17 protein-coding genes and 1 riboswitch are annotated in these 17,256 nt (G+C 46.9%); of the genes, 5 read left to right on the forward strand and 12 right to left on the reverse strand.

Features of this window, described 5'->3' with window-relative positions; translation table 11 throughout:
* Nucleotides 1-278 precede the first annotated feature (278 nt).
* Both AACQ93_RS24175 and AACQ93_RS24180 read left to right on the forward strand, forming a co-directional pair.
* On the forward strand, nt 279-1,073 hold the full coding sequence (locus tag AACQ93_RS24175) for an SDR family NAD(P)-dependent oxidoreductase (protein ID WP_064609463.1): 795 nt from the start codon (nt 279-281) through the stop codon (nt 1,071-1,073).
* Between the two features lie 36 nt (nt 1,074-1,109).
* Nucleotides 1,110-2,111: an AraC family transcriptional regulator gene (locus tag AACQ93_RS24180; protein ID WP_064609464.1), complete on the forward strand. Its 1,002-nt coding sequence runs from the start codon at nt 1,110-1,112 to the stop codon at nt 2,109-2,111.
* A gap of 76 nt (nt 2,112-2,187) precedes the next feature.
* Here the strand turns inward: AACQ93_RS24180 and add are convergent, their stop codons facing one another.
* The 9 genes from add to AACQ93_RS24225 all read right to left on the reverse strand — a co-directional run bounded on the left by add (nt 2,188) and on the right by AACQ93_RS24225 (nt 12,042).
* Nucleotides 2,188-3,183, reverse strand: coding sequence for an adenosine deaminase (gene add, locus AACQ93_RS24185; protein ID WP_064609465.1), 996 nt, complete (start codon nt 3,181-3,183; stop codon nt 2,188-2,190).
* 24 nt (nt 3,184-3,207) lie between these two features.
* A riboswitch (purine riboswitch) is annotated at nt 3,208-3,307 on the reverse strand.
* A 198-nt stretch (nt 3,308-3,505) separates the two neighbouring features.
* Nucleotides 3,506-5,683: a methyl-accepting chemotaxis protein gene (locus AACQ93_RS24190; protein ID WP_064609466.1), complete on the reverse strand. Its 2,178-nt coding sequence runs from the start codon at nt 5,681-5,683 to the stop codon at nt 3,506-3,508.
* 386 nt (nt 5,684-6,069) lie between these two features.
* Nucleotides 6,070-6,501: a hypothetical protein gene (locus AACQ93_RS24195; protein ID WP_064609467.1), complete on the reverse strand. Its 432-nt coding sequence runs from the start codon at nt 6,499-6,501 to the stop codon at nt 6,070-6,072.
* Between the two features lie 169 nt (nt 6,502-6,670).
* The gene (locus AACQ93_RS24200; protein ID WP_064609468.1) at nt 6,671-7,552 is read right to left on the reverse strand and encodes an L-ribulose-5-phosphate 3-epimerase; all 882 of its coding nucleotides are present in this window, start codon (nt 7,550-7,552) and stop codon (nt 6,671-6,673) included.
* Nucleotides 7,553-7,561: 9 nt separating this feature from the next.
* Nucleotides 7,562-8,209: a 3-keto-L-gulonate-6-phosphate decarboxylase UlaD gene (locus AACQ93_RS24205; RefSeq protein WP_007463492.1), complete on the reverse strand. Its 648-nt coding sequence runs from the start codon at nt 8,207-8,209 to the stop codon at nt 7,562-7,564.
* 5 nt (nt 8,210-8,214) lie between these two features.
* Nucleotides 8,215-9,036 (reverse strand): Cof-type HAD-IIB family hydrolase, encoded by an 822-nt coding sequence (locus AACQ93_RS24210; RefSeq protein WP_064609469.1) that lies wholly within the window; start codon nt 9,034-9,036, stop codon nt 8,215-8,217.
* A 5-nt stretch (nt 9,037-9,041) separates the two neighbouring features.
* A complete protein-coding gene (locus AACQ93_RS24215; protein ID WP_064609470.1) occupies nt 9,042-9,734 on the reverse strand; it encodes an L-ribulose-5-phosphate 4-epimerase in 693 nt (230 codons plus the stop codon).
* A gap of 9 nt (nt 9,735-9,743) precedes the next feature.
* A complete protein-coding gene (locus AACQ93_RS24220) occupies nt 9,744-10,220 on the reverse strand; it encodes a PTS sugar transporter subunit IIA (RefSeq protein WP_064609471.1) in 477 nt (158 codons plus the stop codon).
* Nucleotides 10,221-10,281: 61 nt separating this feature from the next.
* Complete coding sequence (locus AACQ93_RS24225) at nt 10,282-12,042, reverse strand: PTS ascorbate-specific subunit IIBC (protein WP_064609472.1); 1,761 nt, start codon at nt 12,040-12,042, stop codon at nt 10,282-10,284.
* Nucleotides 12,043-12,465: 423 nt separating this feature from the next.
* Between AACQ93_RS24225 and ulaR the strand changes: the two genes are divergently transcribed.
* Both ulaR and ulaG read left to right on the forward strand, forming a co-directional pair.
* Complete coding sequence (ulaR, locus tag AACQ93_RS24230; protein WP_007463482.1) at nt 12,466-13,221, forward strand: HTH-type transcriptional regulator UlaR; 756 nt, start codon at nt 12,466-12,468, stop codon at nt 13,219-13,221.
* Between the two features lie 186 nt (nt 13,222-13,407).
* A complete protein-coding gene (gene ulaG / locus AACQ93_RS24235; RefSeq protein WP_064609473.1) occupies nt 13,408-14,475 on the forward strand; it encodes an L-ascorbate 6-phosphate lactonase in 1,068 nt (355 codons plus the stop codon).
* Nucleotides 14,476-14,578: 103 nt separating this feature from the next.
* On the opposite strand, the gene AACQ93_RS24240 is transcribed toward ulaG, so the two are convergent.
* Nucleotides 14,579-14,818: a YgjV family protein gene (locus AACQ93_RS24240; RefSeq protein ID WP_036798863.1), complete on the reverse strand. Its 240-nt coding sequence runs from the start codon at nt 14,816-14,818 to the stop codon at nt 14,579-14,581.
* A 2-nt stretch (nt 14,819-14,820) separates the two neighbouring features.
* Complete coding sequence (gene deoD / locus AACQ93_RS24245) at nt 14,821-15,528, reverse strand: purine-nucleoside phosphorylase (RefSeq protein ID WP_007463476.1); 708 nt, start codon at nt 15,526-15,528, stop codon at nt 14,821-14,823.
* A gap of 117 nt (nt 15,529-15,645) precedes the next feature.
* On the opposite strand from deoD, the gene AACQ93_RS24250 reads away from it, so the two are divergent.
* Nucleotides 15,646-16,296, forward strand: coding sequence for a Crp/Fnr family transcriptional regulator (locus AACQ93_RS24250; RefSeq protein WP_064609474.1), 651 nt, complete (start codon nt 15,646-15,648; stop codon nt 16,294-16,296).
* A gap of 84 nt (nt 16,297-16,380) precedes the next feature.
* Here the strand turns inward: AACQ93_RS24250 and AACQ93_RS24255 are convergent, their stop codons facing one another.
* Nucleotides 16,381-17,226 (reverse strand): SDR family NAD(P)-dependent oxidoreductase, encoded by an 846-nt coding sequence (locus AACQ93_RS24255; protein WP_198160256.1) that lies wholly within the window; start codon nt 17,224-17,226, stop codon nt 16,381-16,383.
* Between the last annotated feature and the right edge of the window lie 30 nt (nt 17,227-17,256).

Genomic DNA, 17,256 nt, shown 5'->3' on the forward strand with positions numbered 1-17,256 from the left:
AGCAAATATACGTGAAAAACAAAAAAGGAGGAACGGTTAAGATCACATATTAAAGAGGCAAACGTGAAAAAAACGAAAACAAAGACAGGAAAGTGAAGAATACAACGAAAGGTATATGAAAGTAGTTTCCATGATAAATTGACGAACTCTGGCGTCACTTCAAAGCAGGTTGTCACTCTTTGCCAGTACTCTGTCGTCTTTTGAAAATGTTCAAATCAGGATAGTCACTAAGATAAGCATATCGAAACAAAACAGCCTGACCTGATGAGGAAAAAACCATGACGACTCATATCCCTTCGACGAATGTTGCTCTGATCACCGGTGCTTCAAGTGGTATCGGTAAAGAACTGGCCCGTATTCATGCCACACGAGGTGGAGACTTAGTACTGGTTGCCCGTAATAAAGCAAAACTGGATGAACTCAAAGATGAATTGGAAGCCAAATACAGCATTGCTGCTGCAGTGATTGCCAAAGACTTATCAGAAGTTGAATCAGCGAAAGAAGTATTTGAAACCACTGAATCTCAGGGTATAAAAGTAAGCATCTTGATCAATAATGCTGGTTTCGGTGGACACGGCAAATTCCATGAGCGGGATCTGACCGCAGACCAGGCAATGATGCAGGTAAATATGGCCACCCTGACCAACCTGACTCACTACTACTTACAAGGAATGATAAAACGCAATCAGGGCAAAATCCTGAATGTATCGTCCACCGCGTCTTTCATGCCGGGGCCGCTACAGGCGGTGTATTACGCCACCAAAGCGTATGTCACGTCATTCTCACAAGCAATAGCAGATGAAGTGGCCGACAAGAACATTATAGTTACCGCTCTTTGCCCGGGCGCAGTAGATACAGGTTTCGTTTCTGCTGGAGATCTAGACGGTATTGATTTGTGGAAAAACGCTGCCTCGGCAGAATCTGTCGCAAAATACGGCTATGAAGCGATGGAAAAAGGTGAACTGATTGCGATTAATCAACGCAGCCTGAAGTTTATGCTGAACTGGGTTATCCCGCTGCTGCCACGCAAAGCTGTGCTGAAATTCTCACGTCAGGCAATGGAAAAGAATTAATGCCGTTTAATCGGACATTAACACTTTGGAGTTGATATGAAAAATACATCCAAGTTCCCCGTTAGTTCTGGATGGAAACTGTTGCTGAACGATATGGGAATCAACCCGAGTGATGTTTTGCAACTTGCAAACCTGCCGAAAGATCTCTTCACTCGGGGTGAAGTCGGCCTCAGTAGCCAGGAGTATTTTAGCTTCTGGCAAGGGTTGGATAAGCTGGACAAAACACAGGAATTGCCGTTAATTTTTGCCGAAGCCTTCTCAGTCGAAAGCTTCAGCCCGCCCATATTTGCCAGCCTGTGCAGCCCGGACTTTAATGTCGCACTGAAAAGGCTGAGAAAATTCAAGCCGCTGATTGCCCCTATGCGGCTTGAATTGGATATCAACGAGCAAACGACCAGCGTATCCATTCATTGCGAAAAGTGTGAGTCTCCTCTACCTCGTTCTATGATACTGATGGAGCTGATCTTCTTTACCCAGCTGTTCAGGCTTGCAACCAGAAAACGCATCATACCACTGGAAATAACGAGTCCAACCAACGTTCCTTCACCGGAGAAATACAGAGAGTATTTTGGGGTTTCGGTTAAAGAGGCAGACGTCATGAAACTCACGTTTAGGGCAAAAGACGCCAAAGAACCGTTTCTGACGGAAAACGCCGGAATTTGGGATTTTTTCGAGCCGGAGCTGCAACAGCGTCTATCAAAACTGGAAGAGCACACCAGCACCAGACAGCGCGTGAAAAGTGCCCTGTTGGAGCTGCTGCCCAGTGGGCAGGTTTCCATTGATAGCGTAGCCAGCCAACTTGCGATGAGTAAACGTACCCTGCAACGTAAACTGGGCGCCGAAGAAATCAAATACCAAAAAATCCTGAACGATACCCGTCAGGAACTAGCGGAGTACTACCTATCGAATTCAACCACCAGCCCGTCGGAGATTTCATTCCTGCTTGGATTTAATGAAACCACCTCATTCTATCGGGCGTTTTCTTCATGGACAGGCACCACGCCGGAAACCTTTCGTGAACAGCATTACCATCCGTAAAAGTCATGCAAAAAACAAGGGGCTGAATATTATTCAGCCCCTTGGTATATCCGACAGTAATGTTTAAGAATTGCGATTATTCAGCGTACTGACGCAGGTGTTGCTTCACTGCTTCAGACGCAAATGAGTGCTCAATACTCACTTTGTAGATTTCGAAGTAATCTTCACGAGTCAGCTCAAACTCTTCAACCACTTTACGCACTTCGTCCGTCATTGTAGTGTTAGATACAGTACGGTTATCTGTATTGATTGTGATCAGTACGCCATCTTTGTGGAATGCTTTGATTGGGTGGCTGGCAAGATCATCAACTGCTTTAGTCTGGATGTTACTGCTAGGGCAGGTTTCCAGCGCAACCTCATCACTCTTCACCAGATCATAAGCCTGCTGATGGCCTTTGATGTGGATACCGTGGCCGATACGCTCTGCACCCAGCATGGAAACCGCATCGTAAACGTTCTGACCGGAACCCTGTTCACCGGCATGAATAGTTACACGGTAACCTTTCTCGATGGCGTATTTCGCGTAAGGAATGAATTCATGACAGAATCCAGGTACTTCACTACCAGCCAGGTCAAATGCAGCAACACCGTCATTCAGGTATTTTGCCCCGGCATCAATAACTTCATTGATCTGATCTTTCGGCATGGTACGCAAAATAGACAGAATGTAGTTACCTTTAATGTCGTACTTCTCTTCAGCTTTTTTCATACCTTTCACGGCACTGCCGATGATCTGATCAAGGTTCAGACCTTTTTGCGTGTGCAGCAACGGACCGAAGCGTACTTCCAGGTATTTAACGTTTTCTTTAGCCGCATCTTCAAATACTTCAAATGAGATACGCTCAATCGCCTCTTCTTCCTGCATTACAGAAAGCGGCAGTTCAAATCGCTTCAGATACTCATCCAGGTTCGGGCAAGTCTCTGGTGCAACCATCATGTCTTTGATTTCAGCGATATCTTCACTAGGCAGAGTCAGACTTTGCTCACGAGCAAGGTCTAGGATAGTTTGCGGGCGAACACTGCCATCCAGATGGCAATGTAGATCAATCTTGGGTAAATCAAAGTAATTCATGAGTCTCTACCTTTACTAGGCTATACATAAAGTTACAGACTTCATAATCAAGAGTTTAAGGCTCTTGGTAGAAACTCCCAAACCATATCATTGGGATTATACGAAGCAAGATATCAAGAAGTTTATCATTGAGATCTAGCCCTCGCAATTTCCTGCAATTGCATTATTTGCAATTAATTAATGAGAGTGTGATCAAAATCTGATGGTCAACAGGAAAAGAATCTTAGCTGTGTATTTGTATGATTTTATTAAGTATAAGACGTGGTTTGTTCTTCCCTCCTGATAGCTAGTACCACATTCAGGAGGGAAGAGTAGAATGAACTTATTTCACTTTGAACTGGCGAACCAAAACTTGCAGTTCCTGCATCAAAGCCTCTAACTGATGGCTGCCTATGGCGGAGTCTTCGGCCCCGGCACTCACCGACTGGCTGACATCCCGAATATTAGACACATTACAGCTCAGTTCTCCGGCAACATTGTGCTGTTCTGTGGCAGCAACCGAGATGAGGTTACTGATGTCATCAATACTGGAGATATGCGTGATAATCTGCTCTAGAACCGCAACAGTTTCCTTCACCTGCTCAGCAGTAATTAGTGCCTTATCATTGCCTTTTTGAATTGCTTCAACCACTTCGCCAGTGCCTGCCTTCAATGAATCGATCACCTCACGAATCTGACTGATAGAATCCTGTGTACGACCAGCCAGTGTTCTTACTTCATCGGCAACAACCGCAAAGCCACGCCCTTGCTCACCCGCTCGGGCAGCTTCTATCGCAGCATTCAACGCCAGCAAATTAGTTTGCTCTGCAATAGCTTCGATAACTTCAAGAATTGAATCAATATTGTCGCTGTTTTGCGCCAGACGATCAGCAATCGGTACTGTAGCACTAACCTCATCAACCAACGAAGACATAGCTTCAGTCGTCTGTGCAATAACGCCTTTACCCTGCTCAGCCGCATTATTGGCTTCCTGGGCGGAACTGACCGCCCTTCCTGCATGACTGGCAACTTCCTGTGCGGTTGATGCCATTTCAAGCGCAGCACTGGCCACCAGATCAATTTCACTCAACTGTTGCTGCATTCCGTCACTGGTGCGGTGAGAGATCTGCGAAGCCTGCTCAGCACTCTGTTTCGCGACATCGACAGAACCGGCGATCTGCTTCACCGTTCCCTGCAACTTATCGACAAACAGGTTAAATCCATTTGCCAGCGCCCCAAGCTCGTCCTCACTGTTCACCGTCAGCCTTCGGGTCAAGTCACCTTCACCGGTTGCAATGTCCTGCAAACGATCTGCCACCATTCGGATAGGTGCAACCAGTCGTGCAGCCAACAGCCAGATGATAGCTAACGCCAGAAGCGTTACCACGACAGCAATCATGGTAATTTTCGATGTATTTTCTTCATTGGCCGTTTTTAGCGATTCCTGCAACGCAATAGCCCGCGCCATCACACTCTCACGGGGAAGTTCAAAAACCATCCCCCAAGGCTGTTCATTCCCTGCGAACTTAACAGGAACACATGCTTCCAGAATCTGACCGTCATTTTGCCATTGAACAGAATACTTTGGATTCTTCAGCCAATTCAGCAACGAACCTTCAGATACAAAATTACCCGCTTTCAGATGTTCGCCTACCAATGCAGGCTTTGCATCATAACCAACAATCAAACCGCCATGACTCAACAAGATAACTTCACCGTCCCCATCAAAAATACGACGGTCTGCCTGGTTTATCATGCTCTGGATATCAGCAAGGCTAAAATCAATGCCCAGCATACCAATCAGTCTGCCGTTTTCCTTCAGAGGCAAGGTCAGAGAAGTCATCAGCATCTCTTCACCGTCAACCGTATCAAGGTAAGGATTAAGCACACATGCTTGGCCATTGTTTCGCATTGAACAGGCATACCACTCATTCATTGGCATCTGATTGTCGTCAAGTTCTGTGTCGTACAGATCTTCTTCAAGCAACACTTCAAGTTCAACGCTACCATCTGAATTACGAGCCCAATAGGGAGCAAAGCGCCCAATGCTGGTACCAGCCAATTCCTCAGCATAAACAAACTTTGCGTCTTCACCATCCAAGGCATTCTTATCAAACACCACATAGATACCCAGCATCTGTGCGTTATCACTGACCGTTTGCTGAATAAGCTGATTCATGGAAAGACGTAATTTTTCAGCCGGGATCTGATTCTCTGCAGAGTTCTTTTTCAGAAAAAGCAGACTGCTGCGTAACATCTCAGCACGATCAAACGAACGGTCGAATAAGCGCTGGATCAAAAGGGATTGCTCACCAGCCAATTCTTCAATATATAGCTCTGCGGACTGTTTAAGGTTTTCTTCCATCTGCTGACGCACCAAATCCTGCGTTTGCTGGTTAGCATAAAAGAACGAAAAAATAAGTGCCGTGACTGTTATAACCAGGCTTCCCCCTGCGGCAAGAAGGAACTTCCAGCGTACAGAACGACGTCCGAAATAGCTGGCAGATTGAATGTTGTGCATTTAGTACCTCAAAACCTTTCGGTTTTACATAATGCCAATTGATAAAATAAACAATAAGCAGATAGTACCAGATAACCACCATCTAATCGTACAGTATATTGTTTAATTACTAACCAATTGATCGTACTCAAAAATGCCAGCATCAAACTGCGTTCAAGGAAAAACTTTATAATCAGGTGTCTTATAAAAGGCTATTATTTACGACCGAAGTGAAGAATTATGGATAGCTAGGTTATTCACTGTCAGAAAAAAGCGTTTGCGAATATTCCTACCTGTTTTTTACCGCTGGAGTTTTAGAAACGTAATCAGCCGAAACGACAAGAGCTTTATCGTTAATTAGGTCGCTATTATCTGGTTGATACAATTAAATTCACACCGGAACCACATCACGCTCCCGGATGCAATTTCATGAACTTGCTGTAAGAACTTACTTTGCCGTTGATATATTCAAACCCGCTGTGAATATTATTTTCAGTATTACCGACGATCTGATATTCGACGATGAACTCACCGCTGATCACCTTAATAAACAAAAAACCGTCGATCACTTTCCACAAGCCGTTGAGGGCTTTCTCACTGAATAGATCTTTTTCAGTCAAAGTACCGTTCGGCTTGAGAAGCAATGTCGATGAAAAACCGTCAGAATTCACCTTTACCCAAGGCTGCTGGTGCACTTCATAACTCAAAAGCTTGCGGCGTTTCTTCGACCACTCTTTCAGCTCCTGCTCCTGAGCCGAAGTCAATACAGGCAGGTCTTCCATCTCCAAAAGGGTTTGATGTTTTTCGTACCAGAACAATTGTAGATGGAGTAATTTCATAATGCGTTGGTCAGCTTGGAAAAGGAAAGCCTGTAACTCTGCGCCAATGATTATGGGTTGTCAATAACCGGATATTTTGAAAGGAAAAGGTGCAGCATCCACTGGAGAGAACGCTGCACTATCTTCAAGAACAAAGATAAATAATGATGGTTGCTTAGGATCTGTTGTTTCAGGCTACGAATAGTCTTGGTAGCCCGGCCTTGTCACATGACTGGTTCAGGCGAACCTGTGCAGTCAGGATGTTCTGTTTCCAGTTATCATCCTGCGCCCACATTTCAATCACCAACGGCACAACACAATTGGTTTCTTTCAAGGTGCTGAAGATGGCATCAAAATCCACTTCCCCCTCACCAATCACCAGGTCCCTGAATTTACCCTGGTAATCAGGTGTTACCCTGAAGGTATCTTTGAGGTGGATTTGAGTAATATGCGGTACGCTCAATGCCAGCTCTGTACAGATATCGTAGTTCCAGCCGGAGATATTGCCGACATCCGGATAGGCGGTGAAATAAGGTGAATTCACTTCCCGGTTCAGGATCTCAAACTTGCTCAGAGAATTAAGGTAATCGGTATCCATAATTTCAACCGCCAACATAACTCCGGCACGCTCCGCCATTTTCGCCGCCTGTTTCATCCCTTCGATAAAACGCTGGTGAGTCATCTTATCGGCCGGCTCATAGTAAACGTCATAACCGGCTAACTGGATAGTCCGCACACCCAGTTTGTACGCTAATGAAATCGCTTTCTCCATATGAATGACTGCCTGCTCGCGTATCTGCGGATCGGCAGAGCCAAACGGAAATTTACGGTGCGCACTCAGGCACATCGACTGCAACGGGATCTGGTACTGCTCACAAAGGCGGCGCAGTTCATAAATAGTGTCATCATCCCAATCGAGGCGGCTACGGCGCTCATCCGATTCATCAACTGAAATTTCTAGGAAATCAAAACCCAGCTCGCGAGTGGTTCGGATTTTATCTTCCCAACTGAAAGCATTCGGCAGGGCTTTCTCATACAAGCCGACGCGATGACGTTGTAAAGTCTGATACATAATCGCCACCTAGCCCCAGAAGCGATCGATCTGTGCGCGCAGTGCTTCAGCCGTTTCACGGCCTTTTTCACCAGCCAATGCGCGGCCTGCAATGAAGGTTTTCGCTTTGATACCTTCAAATAAGTAAATATCTTCAGGCACAATACCACCAGTGATCGACAGTTCCAGGCCCAGCTCAGACAGCTGGCGCATTTTTTCCAGATCTGCTTCTGTCCAGCCGACACCAGCCAGTTCAGCATCTCGTGAACGGTGGTAAATGGCCTGAGTAATACCCAAATCAACCCAGGCTTTGGCATCTTCCATGGTCCAGTTACCGTAGATTTCAATCTGGATTTCGCCGTTGAACTCATCAGCAACTTTCTTACACGCCCCTATAGTCGCAATGTGAGCGGCCGCCGATACCGTGATCCAGTCCGAACCGGCTTCAAACGCCATACGAGCAAGGATGGCACCGCCGTCGGTGGTTTTCATATCACACACCAGTACATGTTCCGGATGATTCTGACGCAGGGTTTTCACAGCGTTCATCCCTTCGGCAAAGGCCAGAATAGTGCCGACTTCAATGACGTCGACAAAGCTTTCCACATTGTTTGCCACTTCGATAGCCGATGCCAGATCAGTCTGGTCCAGTGCAATTTGAATCATTGGTTTTGTCATGAGGATTATCCTTGAATTTTTTCACGTATCAGACGGGCCAGCCCGTCCTGGTTGTTATCGGTTTGGCAAACAAGTCTGGCGTGGGATTTCACCGTTTCATCGGCGTTGAACATCGCCACTCCTAGTCCGGCATAGCGCAGCATGGAGATATCGTTATGGTTATCACCGACGGCAATAACATGATTAGCGTGATAGCCCAGCTCAGAGACATATTCCGCCAGTCGCTGTCCTTTACTGTTGCCGATAGCAGCGAAATCGACGCGGTTCGACCATGAACGTTCACCGTTGAATTTCTGCTGCACCCAGGGCTGCTTAGAAAGGCGCTCAATTGAACTCGGCAGCCCCTCAACAACAAATTTCCAGACATGCTCAACTTCACCCACCCGCTCGCTGAAAGAGTCAATCTGTTCAATCTTCGGCTGATGCCCTTCCGGGTACTGGTTTGCCCATTTTTCCAGTGCCTGCATATAAGCAATAGGGTTGCATCGGGAGTAAGTCATCGAGTCAGTGACGTACATAACCATTTTCATCTGGAACTCTTTTGCGAGAGCGATAAAGCTCAACGCATCCTGCTTCTCAATGGCGTTCTGTTTGAGCACCCGGCTGTTCCCGTAGTCGTACACATAGGTTCCGTTGCAGCAAATGATCGGGGTATTCAGCCCCAGTTCGTCATAGTAGGGTTTTGCTGCTGTATGGTGACGACCTGTCACAATCACGACATGACACTTGTCCTGCGCCTGTCGGATCGCTTGTTTGACCTCATGATGAATGGTGTGATTATCGGTCAACACCGTTCCGTCTAAATCTAATGCAAGCACTTTATACATAGCGATTACCTTTGACCGTAGTAGGCGTTCTCACCGTGTTTACGCAGGTAGTGTTTATCCGAAAGCTCCGGCTGGATTTTGATACCGCTATTTAGAGAGCGGGTTGCCAGTGCCATTGCCGACACCTCTTCCAGCACGACAGCGTTATGCACGGCATCGTCGGCATTTTTACCCCAGGAGAATGGCGCATGCCCGGCAACAATCACGCTCGGAACTGCCATCGGGTCGATCTTGCGAATGGCAAATTCTTCAATAATCACTAAACCGGTATTTTTCTCATAAGCGCCAGCAATCTCATCATGTGAAAGCTTGCGGGTACACGGAATATCACCGTAGAAATAGTCGGCGTGGGTCGTGCCGAGTGCCGGGATATCGATACCGGCCTGCGCCCAGATAGTGGCACTGCGTGAGTGAGTGTGTACTACGCCACCAATACCTGGAAATGCTTTGTAAATCTCAATATGGGTATCCGTATCACTGGACGGGTTCAGAGAACCTTCAACCACATTTCCGTCCAGATCCACCACCACAATATCGTCCGCAGTCATCTGGTCGTATTCCACACCCGATGGTTTGATAGCCAGCACACCGAGTTCGCGGTCAATCTCAGACACATTTCCCCAGGTGAACGTCACCAGACCGTATTTCGGCAGCTTGAGGTTGGCCTCAAGCACCCGTTGTTTCAAAGCGCTGTACATAGCCCCTCCTTACAGTGCGTCAGCCAGAGCCTGATCAATGACCTGGTAAACATCTTCCGCACTGCGGCAGCGGCGCAGCTTATCCAGGTCAACACCAGTTTCACTGTCTTCATCATCCAGAACCTGAGTGACTTCCATCAGGCCTTCCATGTGCTCGTCAGAAGAGCTGCCAGCCAGAGTGATAAGCACATCAACAGGCTCATCTTCACCTTCGAAATAAATCGGCTTATCCAACGTTACCAGCGCAAAAGCCGTTTTCAGTACGCCATTTTCCGGGCGGGCATGCGGCAATGCGAGGTTTGGCGCAATCACAATGTAAGGGCCAAGTTGCTCAACGCTGCTGATAATTGCCTCGTGGTAGGAAGGAGCAATTGCGCCGGAGGCAATCAGCATGTCGGTACCGATCTTGATTGCTTCACGCCAATCGTTAGCTGATGCCTGCAGCTTGATGGCGTTATTGTCGATTAGTGATTGTTTTAAACCCATTGTTCTATCTCCCGTTGGGTGCCAGCCGAGCTGGCACCAAATTCACTTTTGTTCTGTGTACTTATTTTGTAGCAGCGAAGTTCTTGTCGATAATATCGAGCAGCTCGTCACCGAATGAGTTAGGGTTCAGCATGTTCTGGACACCGAGGACAAACTTACCTTCGCCCGGTTCCATCTCAGATGACAGGTGCTTAGAGGAAACGATGATGTCAGTCGTGGCCAGCTTGGACTTGTAATCCGACACCGCACAAGAATCCATCACATGCGGAATACCTTTCTTATCCAGATATTTACCGATCTTCATCTTCATCATCATCGATGAACCCTGACCGTTGCCGCACACCGCCAGAATACTGACCGGACGAACACCGTCGCTGGCTTCAATCGCACGCTCAACCGCTTCAACAACTTCCGGCTCTTCAGCTACATCTACAGTACCCAAAGCATCTTCCTCAGCACGCAGCTTCTTCGATGCGAAGTACATGTAGACAACTGACAGGCCAACCAAGACGAAGAAGAAGAGTTTCGACGCCGACAGACCCTGCATAATTGGCGGGAACAACAGTGCCCAGTCCGCCATCCCCATCCAGCCGCTGAATTCTGCACCTTGCTGGCTGAACAGGTGGATTGCCCAGGCAGAGCCGACAACTTCGATGATGCCCATCACGAAACAGATCTTCATCACAGCACGCCAGCCGCCGAAGTGGTTCGCGAACACGCCGATGGTTGCGTTCGAGAAGAACATAGGGATAAAACCAGGGATGATCATGATTGGCGCATCAAATGCCAGCATGGCCAAAACAGCAGCGAACTGACCCAGCGCACCCCACATGAAACCGAAGACCATGGCATTTGGTGAGAAGGCATAAATAGCAGCGCAATCGATTGCCAATACGGCATTAGGAATAACACGCTCAGAGATACCCTTAAATGCCTCAGACAGTTCGGCCACGAACATACGCACACCAGCAACGATTACCTGAATAGCAACGGCGAACTTAAGGCCGGTTTCAAGGATATAGATTGTCCAGTGTGTTTTGCCGGCCATCGCCTGAAGGTTATCGAGACCGAAAGAAAGCAGAATGATGCCGAAGAAGAAGGTCATCACAATCGCAGTCGCTGCGATGCTATCGTGGAAGATGTGAAGCCATTTAGGCAGCTCAAGGTGGTCAACACTGTCTTTCTTGTCGCCCAACTTTGGCGCAACCTTGGTTGCAATCCAGGAGGCAACCTGCTGTTGGTGACCAATCGAGAAGCCCGCACCTCCGGTGACTTCCTGGGTTGGTTTAAACATGATATTGGAGGAAATACCCCAATACAGTGCCATCAGAACCGCAGAGTAAATGATGGTTTCCCACATGCTGGCACCGAGCACTAAATAGAATACGGCAATCAAACCCGCCTGCTGGAACATAATATGTCCCGTCAGCATGATGGTACGGATACCGGTGTAGCGGCGGAAAAGCACAAGAAGAATGTTTATGCCCAGTGCCAGCAGCACTGCGTAACCAACCCATGAGTAGTTGTCACCCATAGTTTCCATGGTCGCCATCATGGATGTGTAAGGGTCGATGACAGAACCCGTAAGACCGTGGTACTCAGACAGCTTTGAGATGACAGGTTTGAAGCCTGCAACCAAAGTACCGGCACCGACCTGGACCAACATAAAGCCGACAATGGTTTTAATTGATCCTTTGAGGATAGTTGTCGCGTCTCTTCTAAGCAGCCAGTACCCGATAAGGGTGACCAGTCCCAGCAGCAGAGGTGCTTTGGTCATAACCTGACTGTAAAAAATGTAGAAGATATCGTACAAGAACTCCATATCTTTACCCCTTGATAATATCTTTGTTGTTATGTGGATACCCAAACCACCTCAATATGCTCATCTGTGTAACACCTTGATTCCTTTTGGGTATGGGTCAGAGTGATTCAGTGATTATTTGCCTGATATCTACTCAGCTTTTGCTCACAAAACAAACCATAACAATCATAAGTAATCATTCAATGCTCATTTATGATTATTTTGATATTTATCAATTTTGCTGATTAAAAATCGCCGCATTTGATAACCACGTCACACCACATTTATAAAAAACCAATAAATACAATAACTTAATTATTTTTGTGATTATCAGCAAGGTTTTGTGGGTGGAGAATTTGACATCATATAACCTGAGCCATAGAATCAAAACAAATCAAAAATAATCACCAAGTAATCACTTGATGAAAAGATAAGGTGATAATCATGAATGAAGTTCAAAGACATCACGCAATTTTGTCTTTGCTGGATGAAAAACGAACGATCAATATCGCGAACATTATTGATAAGTTTCACGTCTCGCCTGCTACGGCGCGTCGCGATATCTCTAAGCTTGATGAGCTGGGTAAATTAAAGAAGATACGTAACGGTGCTGAACGCATTGAGGTTAAAAAGAAAAACTGGACGCCGCTGAACATCAACAGCACGGATCATTTCCACGAGAAATCCCAGATAGCCCTCAAAGCAGCAGAGCTCTGCCAGCCTGGTGACAGCGTTGTCATCAACTGCGGTTCAACCGCCTTCCTGCTAGGCCAGAAGCTCTGCGGTCAGGATGTTCAAATCGTTACTAACTATTTCCCGCTGGCCAGTTACCTAATCAATGAAGATCATGAGAATGTCATCATCATTGGCGGTCAGTACAACAAAGCCCAGCATATCTTTCTAAATCCAGCCCCGGATGCACTAGGCGGATATGCCGGCCACTGGATGTTTACCAGTGGCAAAGGGCTTACCGATGCTGGGCTATATAAAACCGACATGCTGACGGCTGTTGCCGAACAGCAAATGCTGGAACAAATCGACAAGCTGGTTGTTGTTGTCGACAGCTCCAAAGTCGGGCATCGAACAGGCATGCTATTTTGCCCGGCAACTAAGATCGACATTGTTATAACCGGTAAGGATGCCGATCCAAAAGTCATCAAGACGATTGAAGAACAGGGAACCCAGGTGATCTTAGTGTAGATATTGGCGTCACCGTTACTTCCGGTCCGGATATGAATTAATTATTCCCTTCTCCGACTATCCGGGCTGGAGTAACTCCCTCAGATTAAAGAACAAAACTGCTAAGTGTCTTAACCGTGCGTTAAGGCGCTCAGCCCCCTACATCCAAAATTTGTCTTTTAACGTTGTGAAAGAAAAGGTGTTGCTATGAGTAATGTAAATGAAATCACCCGCGAGTCATGGATTTTGAATACTTTCCCTGAGTGGGGAACCTGGCTTAACGAAGAGATCGAACAAACGGTTGTTGAGCCGAATACTTTCTCTATGTGGTGGCTGGGTTGTACCGGTATTTGGCTGAAGTCAGAGGGCAACACCAATATTTCCATCGACTTCTGGTGTGGTACAGGTAAAAAAACCCGTAAGAATGCATTCATGAAACAGCAACACCAGATGATGCGTATGGGTGGTGTACGCGCACTCCAGCCTAACCTGCGTACCTCAATTTTCCCGATGGATCCGTTTGCGATCAAAGAAATTGATGCTGTGCTGGCTTCTCACGATCATGCTGATCACATAGATATCAACGTTGCCGCGGCTGTACTGCAAAACTGTGGTGAGCACGTGAAATTCATCGGCCCGCAGGCTTGTGTCGATCTGTGGACTGGCTGGGGTGTACCTGAAGATCGCTGTATTGTTGCTAAAGTTGGAGACTGTATTGAAATCGGCGATATGAAGATCAAGGTTCTGGACTCTTTCGACCGCACTGCGCTAGTCACTCTACCAGCCGGTACTTCATCTAATGATAAAGAGATCCTCGACGGCATGGACGCACGAGCGGTGAACTACCTGATCGAAACAACCGGCGGTTCTGTTTACCACTCAGGTGACTCACACTACTCGAACTACTACGCTAAGCACGGTAATGAATACCAGATTGATGTTGCCCTTCTTTCTTACGGCGAAAACCCTCGCGGCGTTACTGACAAAATGACCGCTTCTGATATCCTGCGCGCCGGTGAGTCACTGGACTGCGAAGTGGTGATCCCTTTCCACCACGATATCTGGGCCAACTTCCAGAATGACCCGCGTGAAATCGAAGTACTCTGGAACATGAAGAAAGATCGCCTGCAATACGGCTTCGCGCCATTCTTCTGGCAGGTTGGCGGTAAATACACTTACCCTACCGACAAAGGTCGAATGCACTTCCAGCACTTCCGTGGATTCCGCGATATTTTCACTGATGAACCGGAACTGCCATACAAAGCATTCCTGTAATTTCACATAACAGGCATTGTGACGATAGAGCCAGTCGTCACGGCTAAAATACAAAGCCCCCGCCATCATCAAGCAGGGGCTTCTTCATTGCGAAAGACCGTAATTAAGCGACTCTTTTCAGCCTGAGCACGTGATAAATATTAATCATCGCGCAAAAGGCATTCAGCAGAGCGACTGGCAATGCGTCAATAAATACACCGTAAACAACAAACATCATGCAGCCGCAGAAATTAAAATACCGGAGCCTTTCCATATTGGTCATCAGCAATGAGATGCCAACCAGAAGGGAGCCTATATATCCGATGATTTCTACATCGAACCCGAGGGATTGCGTATCAAACATAATTAAGCCCTGATTGCAGTTTCAAACGCCAGCAGCATCATGTTGTCGAAAGTCGTTTCGCGCTCCTGTGCCGTGGTTTCTTCTCCGGTGACGATATGATCCGACACGGTAAGAATACTCAGGGCTTTTACCCGGCTTTCGGCTGCAATCGCAAACAGTGCCGAGGTTTCCATTTCCACTCCTAAGATATTCATATTCTGTAATGCAGGCAGAAGGTTATCGTCACATCCGTAGAATAGATCATTGGTGAAGATATTGCCGAAATGCACTGCTATTTGTTGCTCTTGGGCTATATCGGAACAGGTCTTCAGCAACTGGAAGTGGGGCACTGCAGCATAGTCGTACCCGGCAAAACGAGTACGGTTCGTTATGCTTGCCGTACCGGCACCGGTTGCAACTACAATATCGCGAACATGGACATCATCAGCCACGCCACCGCAACTGCCGATACGAATCAGGTTTTTCACCCCGTACTCTTTAATCAGCTCATGGAAATAAATAGATGCTGACGGGATCCCCATACCATGACCCATTACTGAAATACGCTTGCCCTTGTAAGTGCCGGTGTAGCCAAACATATTTCTGACATCCGTAACCAGCTCAGCATTTTCCAGGTAATTCTCGGCAATATATTTCGCACGTAACGGATCACCCGGCAGCAATACAGTTTCAGCAAATGAATTTGGTGCAGCATTAATATGTGGTGTCATAGTGATGTCCTTAACAGTAATTTCGTTCGCTGCTATATTAGGCAAGTCCCCTTTTTCTTATTAAGGACAAATGTCTGGATCACACCTTCTCCCTTCACATTTCAGATATCACGGATTATGACGATTAATAACATTGCCCTTGAAGGGCACCAGGAACTGACGAAACTAATTAAAAATCAGACCTTTAAAACAAGGCATTTGGAAGAAGGTGATTTCATTGTCAAACAAGGGCAGACAATCAGTGATGTGTACTGGGCAGATCTCGGTCAGTACACCATCCGTCACACCGCATCAAACGGCAGATGCCTCAACCTTGGCTTATTCTTTTCGATTGACCGCCTTTTCGGAGAGGTTGAACTGTTAACTGGCCAACCCTGCCAGTTTGACGTCATCGCAACCGAACCGATGGATATCCTGATCATTCCGTCCGGTACAATGACAGAAATGATGCTGAGCGATCCCCGCATTGCATTCTGGGTCTCAAAATCGCTTTCCGTTCGTTATCAGGAAACCATGACGATTGCGATGAACCGAATTCTCCACCCGCTGGTTTACAACGTCGCATGGGATATAGAACAACGCCATTTACAGAATATTCCGCAGGTAAACTTTTCTCTGGTCCATAAAGAAGCACAGCGTTTCGGCTGTTCAGAGAGGGTTTACAGCCGAGTCGTTAAACAGCTTATTGATGCCAAATTGGTGAAAAAAGAAAATAACCAGCTGGAAGTCATCAATATCGAAAAACTCTGCCGATTTCTGGCATCGTGATGCAAAGCTTATAAAACTGACTCTGGAAAGATAGCCTTCCGGCAGGGGCAAAGCGGAAAGCTACATTACCTGAGATTAAGAGAGTCACATAAAGCGGTCAGCACCACCGGATGCTTCAACTGTATGCCCGGTGACAAAATTATTACGCCCAGAAAGCAAGAATGCCGCGATTGCCGCAATATCTTCCGGCTGACCAAAATGTCCCACCGGTGTCTTCTCACGTCCAATCATGGCGCTCAGCTCTTCATCCGTTTTATCATTCAATTCTGGATGGCTGACGCGATATTTCGGGATCATGTTATTTGTCATGTTGTCAGTCGCAACCGCACCAACCCCAACGGCATTCACCAGAATACCGTCTGCCGCCACATCCAACGCCAGGCTTTTAGTCAGATTATTAATAGCTGCACTCAACGCGTGCGAAACAGTCAATTTCGGGTTAGGATAAATACCGCCAATTGATGAAATGTTCACAATACGCCCCCAGCCCTTTTTCTGCATAGCCGGGATGGCTGCAAGGCAAAAACGGCGCATAGCGGAAAACTTAACATCAGTCATGCTGTACCAATCTTCTTCCGAAGCCGTCAGCACCCCGCCCATATGTGCTCGTCCGGCATTGTTAACCAATAAATCAATGCTCGAAAATGCCTCCAGTGCTTGGGCAACCGCTCGTTGCGGGAAATCTGGAAATGCAACATCGCCGGCAATTGCCAGCGTCTTCACCCCGTATTTTTGATTCAACTTTGCTGCCGCCATTTCCAACTGTTCTTTTCTTCTGGCAATCATCACCAAATGAACGCCATTTGCCGCCAGCTCTTCACAAATGCTATAGCCGATACCCACACTTGCTCCGGTTACCAAGGCAACTTTCTCGGAAATCTGTAAATCCATCATGTTCTCCAACTTATCTTCGAAAGATGCGGCAAGCATGACGGATCACAAGGTCAGAATTCTTTGTTC

It is taken from the genome of Photobacterium sp. J15 (assembly GCF_963870815.1).
Taxonomy (GTDB): Bacteria; Pseudomonadota; Gammaproteobacteria; order Enterobacterales; family Vibrionaceae; genus Photobacterium; species Photobacterium marinum.

Coding starts and splice junctions, on each gene's coding strand:
- AACQ93_RS24175 (WP_064609463.1), top strand. CDS start 279: ATGACGACTCATATCCCTTCGACGAATGTTGCTCTGATCACCGGTGCT.
- AACQ93_RS24180 (WP_064609464.1), top strand. CDS start 1,110: ATGAAAAATACATCCAAGTTCCCCGTTAGTTCTGGATGGAAACTGTTG.
- add (WP_064609465.1), bottom strand. CDS start 3,183: ATGAATTACTTTGATTTACCCAAGATTGATCTACATTGCCATCTGGAT.
- AACQ93_RS24190 (WP_064609466.1), bottom strand. CDS start 5,683: ATGCACAACATTCAATCTGCCAGCTATTTCGGACGTCGTTCTGTACGC.
- AACQ93_RS24195 (WP_064609467.1), bottom strand. CDS start 6,501: ATGAAATTACTCCATCTACAATTGTTCTGGTACGAAAAACATCAAACC.
- AACQ93_RS24200 (WP_064609468.1), bottom strand. CDS start 7,552: ATGTATCAGACTTTACAACGTCATCGCGTCGGCTTGTATGAGAAAGCC.
- AACQ93_RS24205 (WP_007463492.1), bottom strand. CDS start 8,209: ATGACAAAACCAATGATTCAAATTGCACTGGACCAGACTGATCTGGCA.
- AACQ93_RS24210 (WP_064609469.1), bottom strand. CDS start 9,036: ATGTATAAAGTGCTTGCATTAGATTTAGACGGAACGGTGTTGACCGAT.
- AACQ93_RS24215 (WP_064609470.1), bottom strand. CDS start 9,734: ATGTACAGCGCTTTGAAACAACGGGTGCTTGAGGCCAACCTCAAGCTG.
- AACQ93_RS24220 (WP_064609471.1), bottom strand. CDS start 10,220: ATGGGTTTAAAACAATCACTAATCGACAATAACGCCATCAAGCTGCAG.
- AACQ93_RS24225 (WP_064609472.1), bottom strand. CDS start 12,042: ATGGAGTTCTTGTACGATATCTTCTACATTTTTTACAGTCAGGTTATG.
- ulaR (WP_007463482.1), top strand. CDS start 12,466: ATGAATGAAGTTCAAAGACATCACGCAATTTTGTCTTTGCTGGATGAA.
- ulaG (WP_064609473.1), top strand. CDS start 13,408: ATGAGTAATGTAAATGAAATCACCCGCGAGTCATGGATTTTGAATACT.
- AACQ93_RS24240 (WP_036798863.1), bottom strand. CDS start 14,818: ATGTTTGATACGCAATCCCTCGGGTTCGATGTAGAAATCATCGGATAT.
- deoD (WP_007463476.1), bottom strand. CDS start 15,528: ATGACACCACATATTAATGCTGCACCAAATTCATTTGCTGAAACTGTA.
- AACQ93_RS24250 (WP_064609474.1), top strand. CDS start 15,646: ATGACGATTAATAACATTGCCCTTGAAGGGCACCAGGAACTGACGAAA.
- AACQ93_RS24255 (WP_198160256.1), bottom strand. CDS start 17,226: ATGCTTGCCGCATCTTTCGAAGATAAGTTGGAGAACATGATGGATTTA.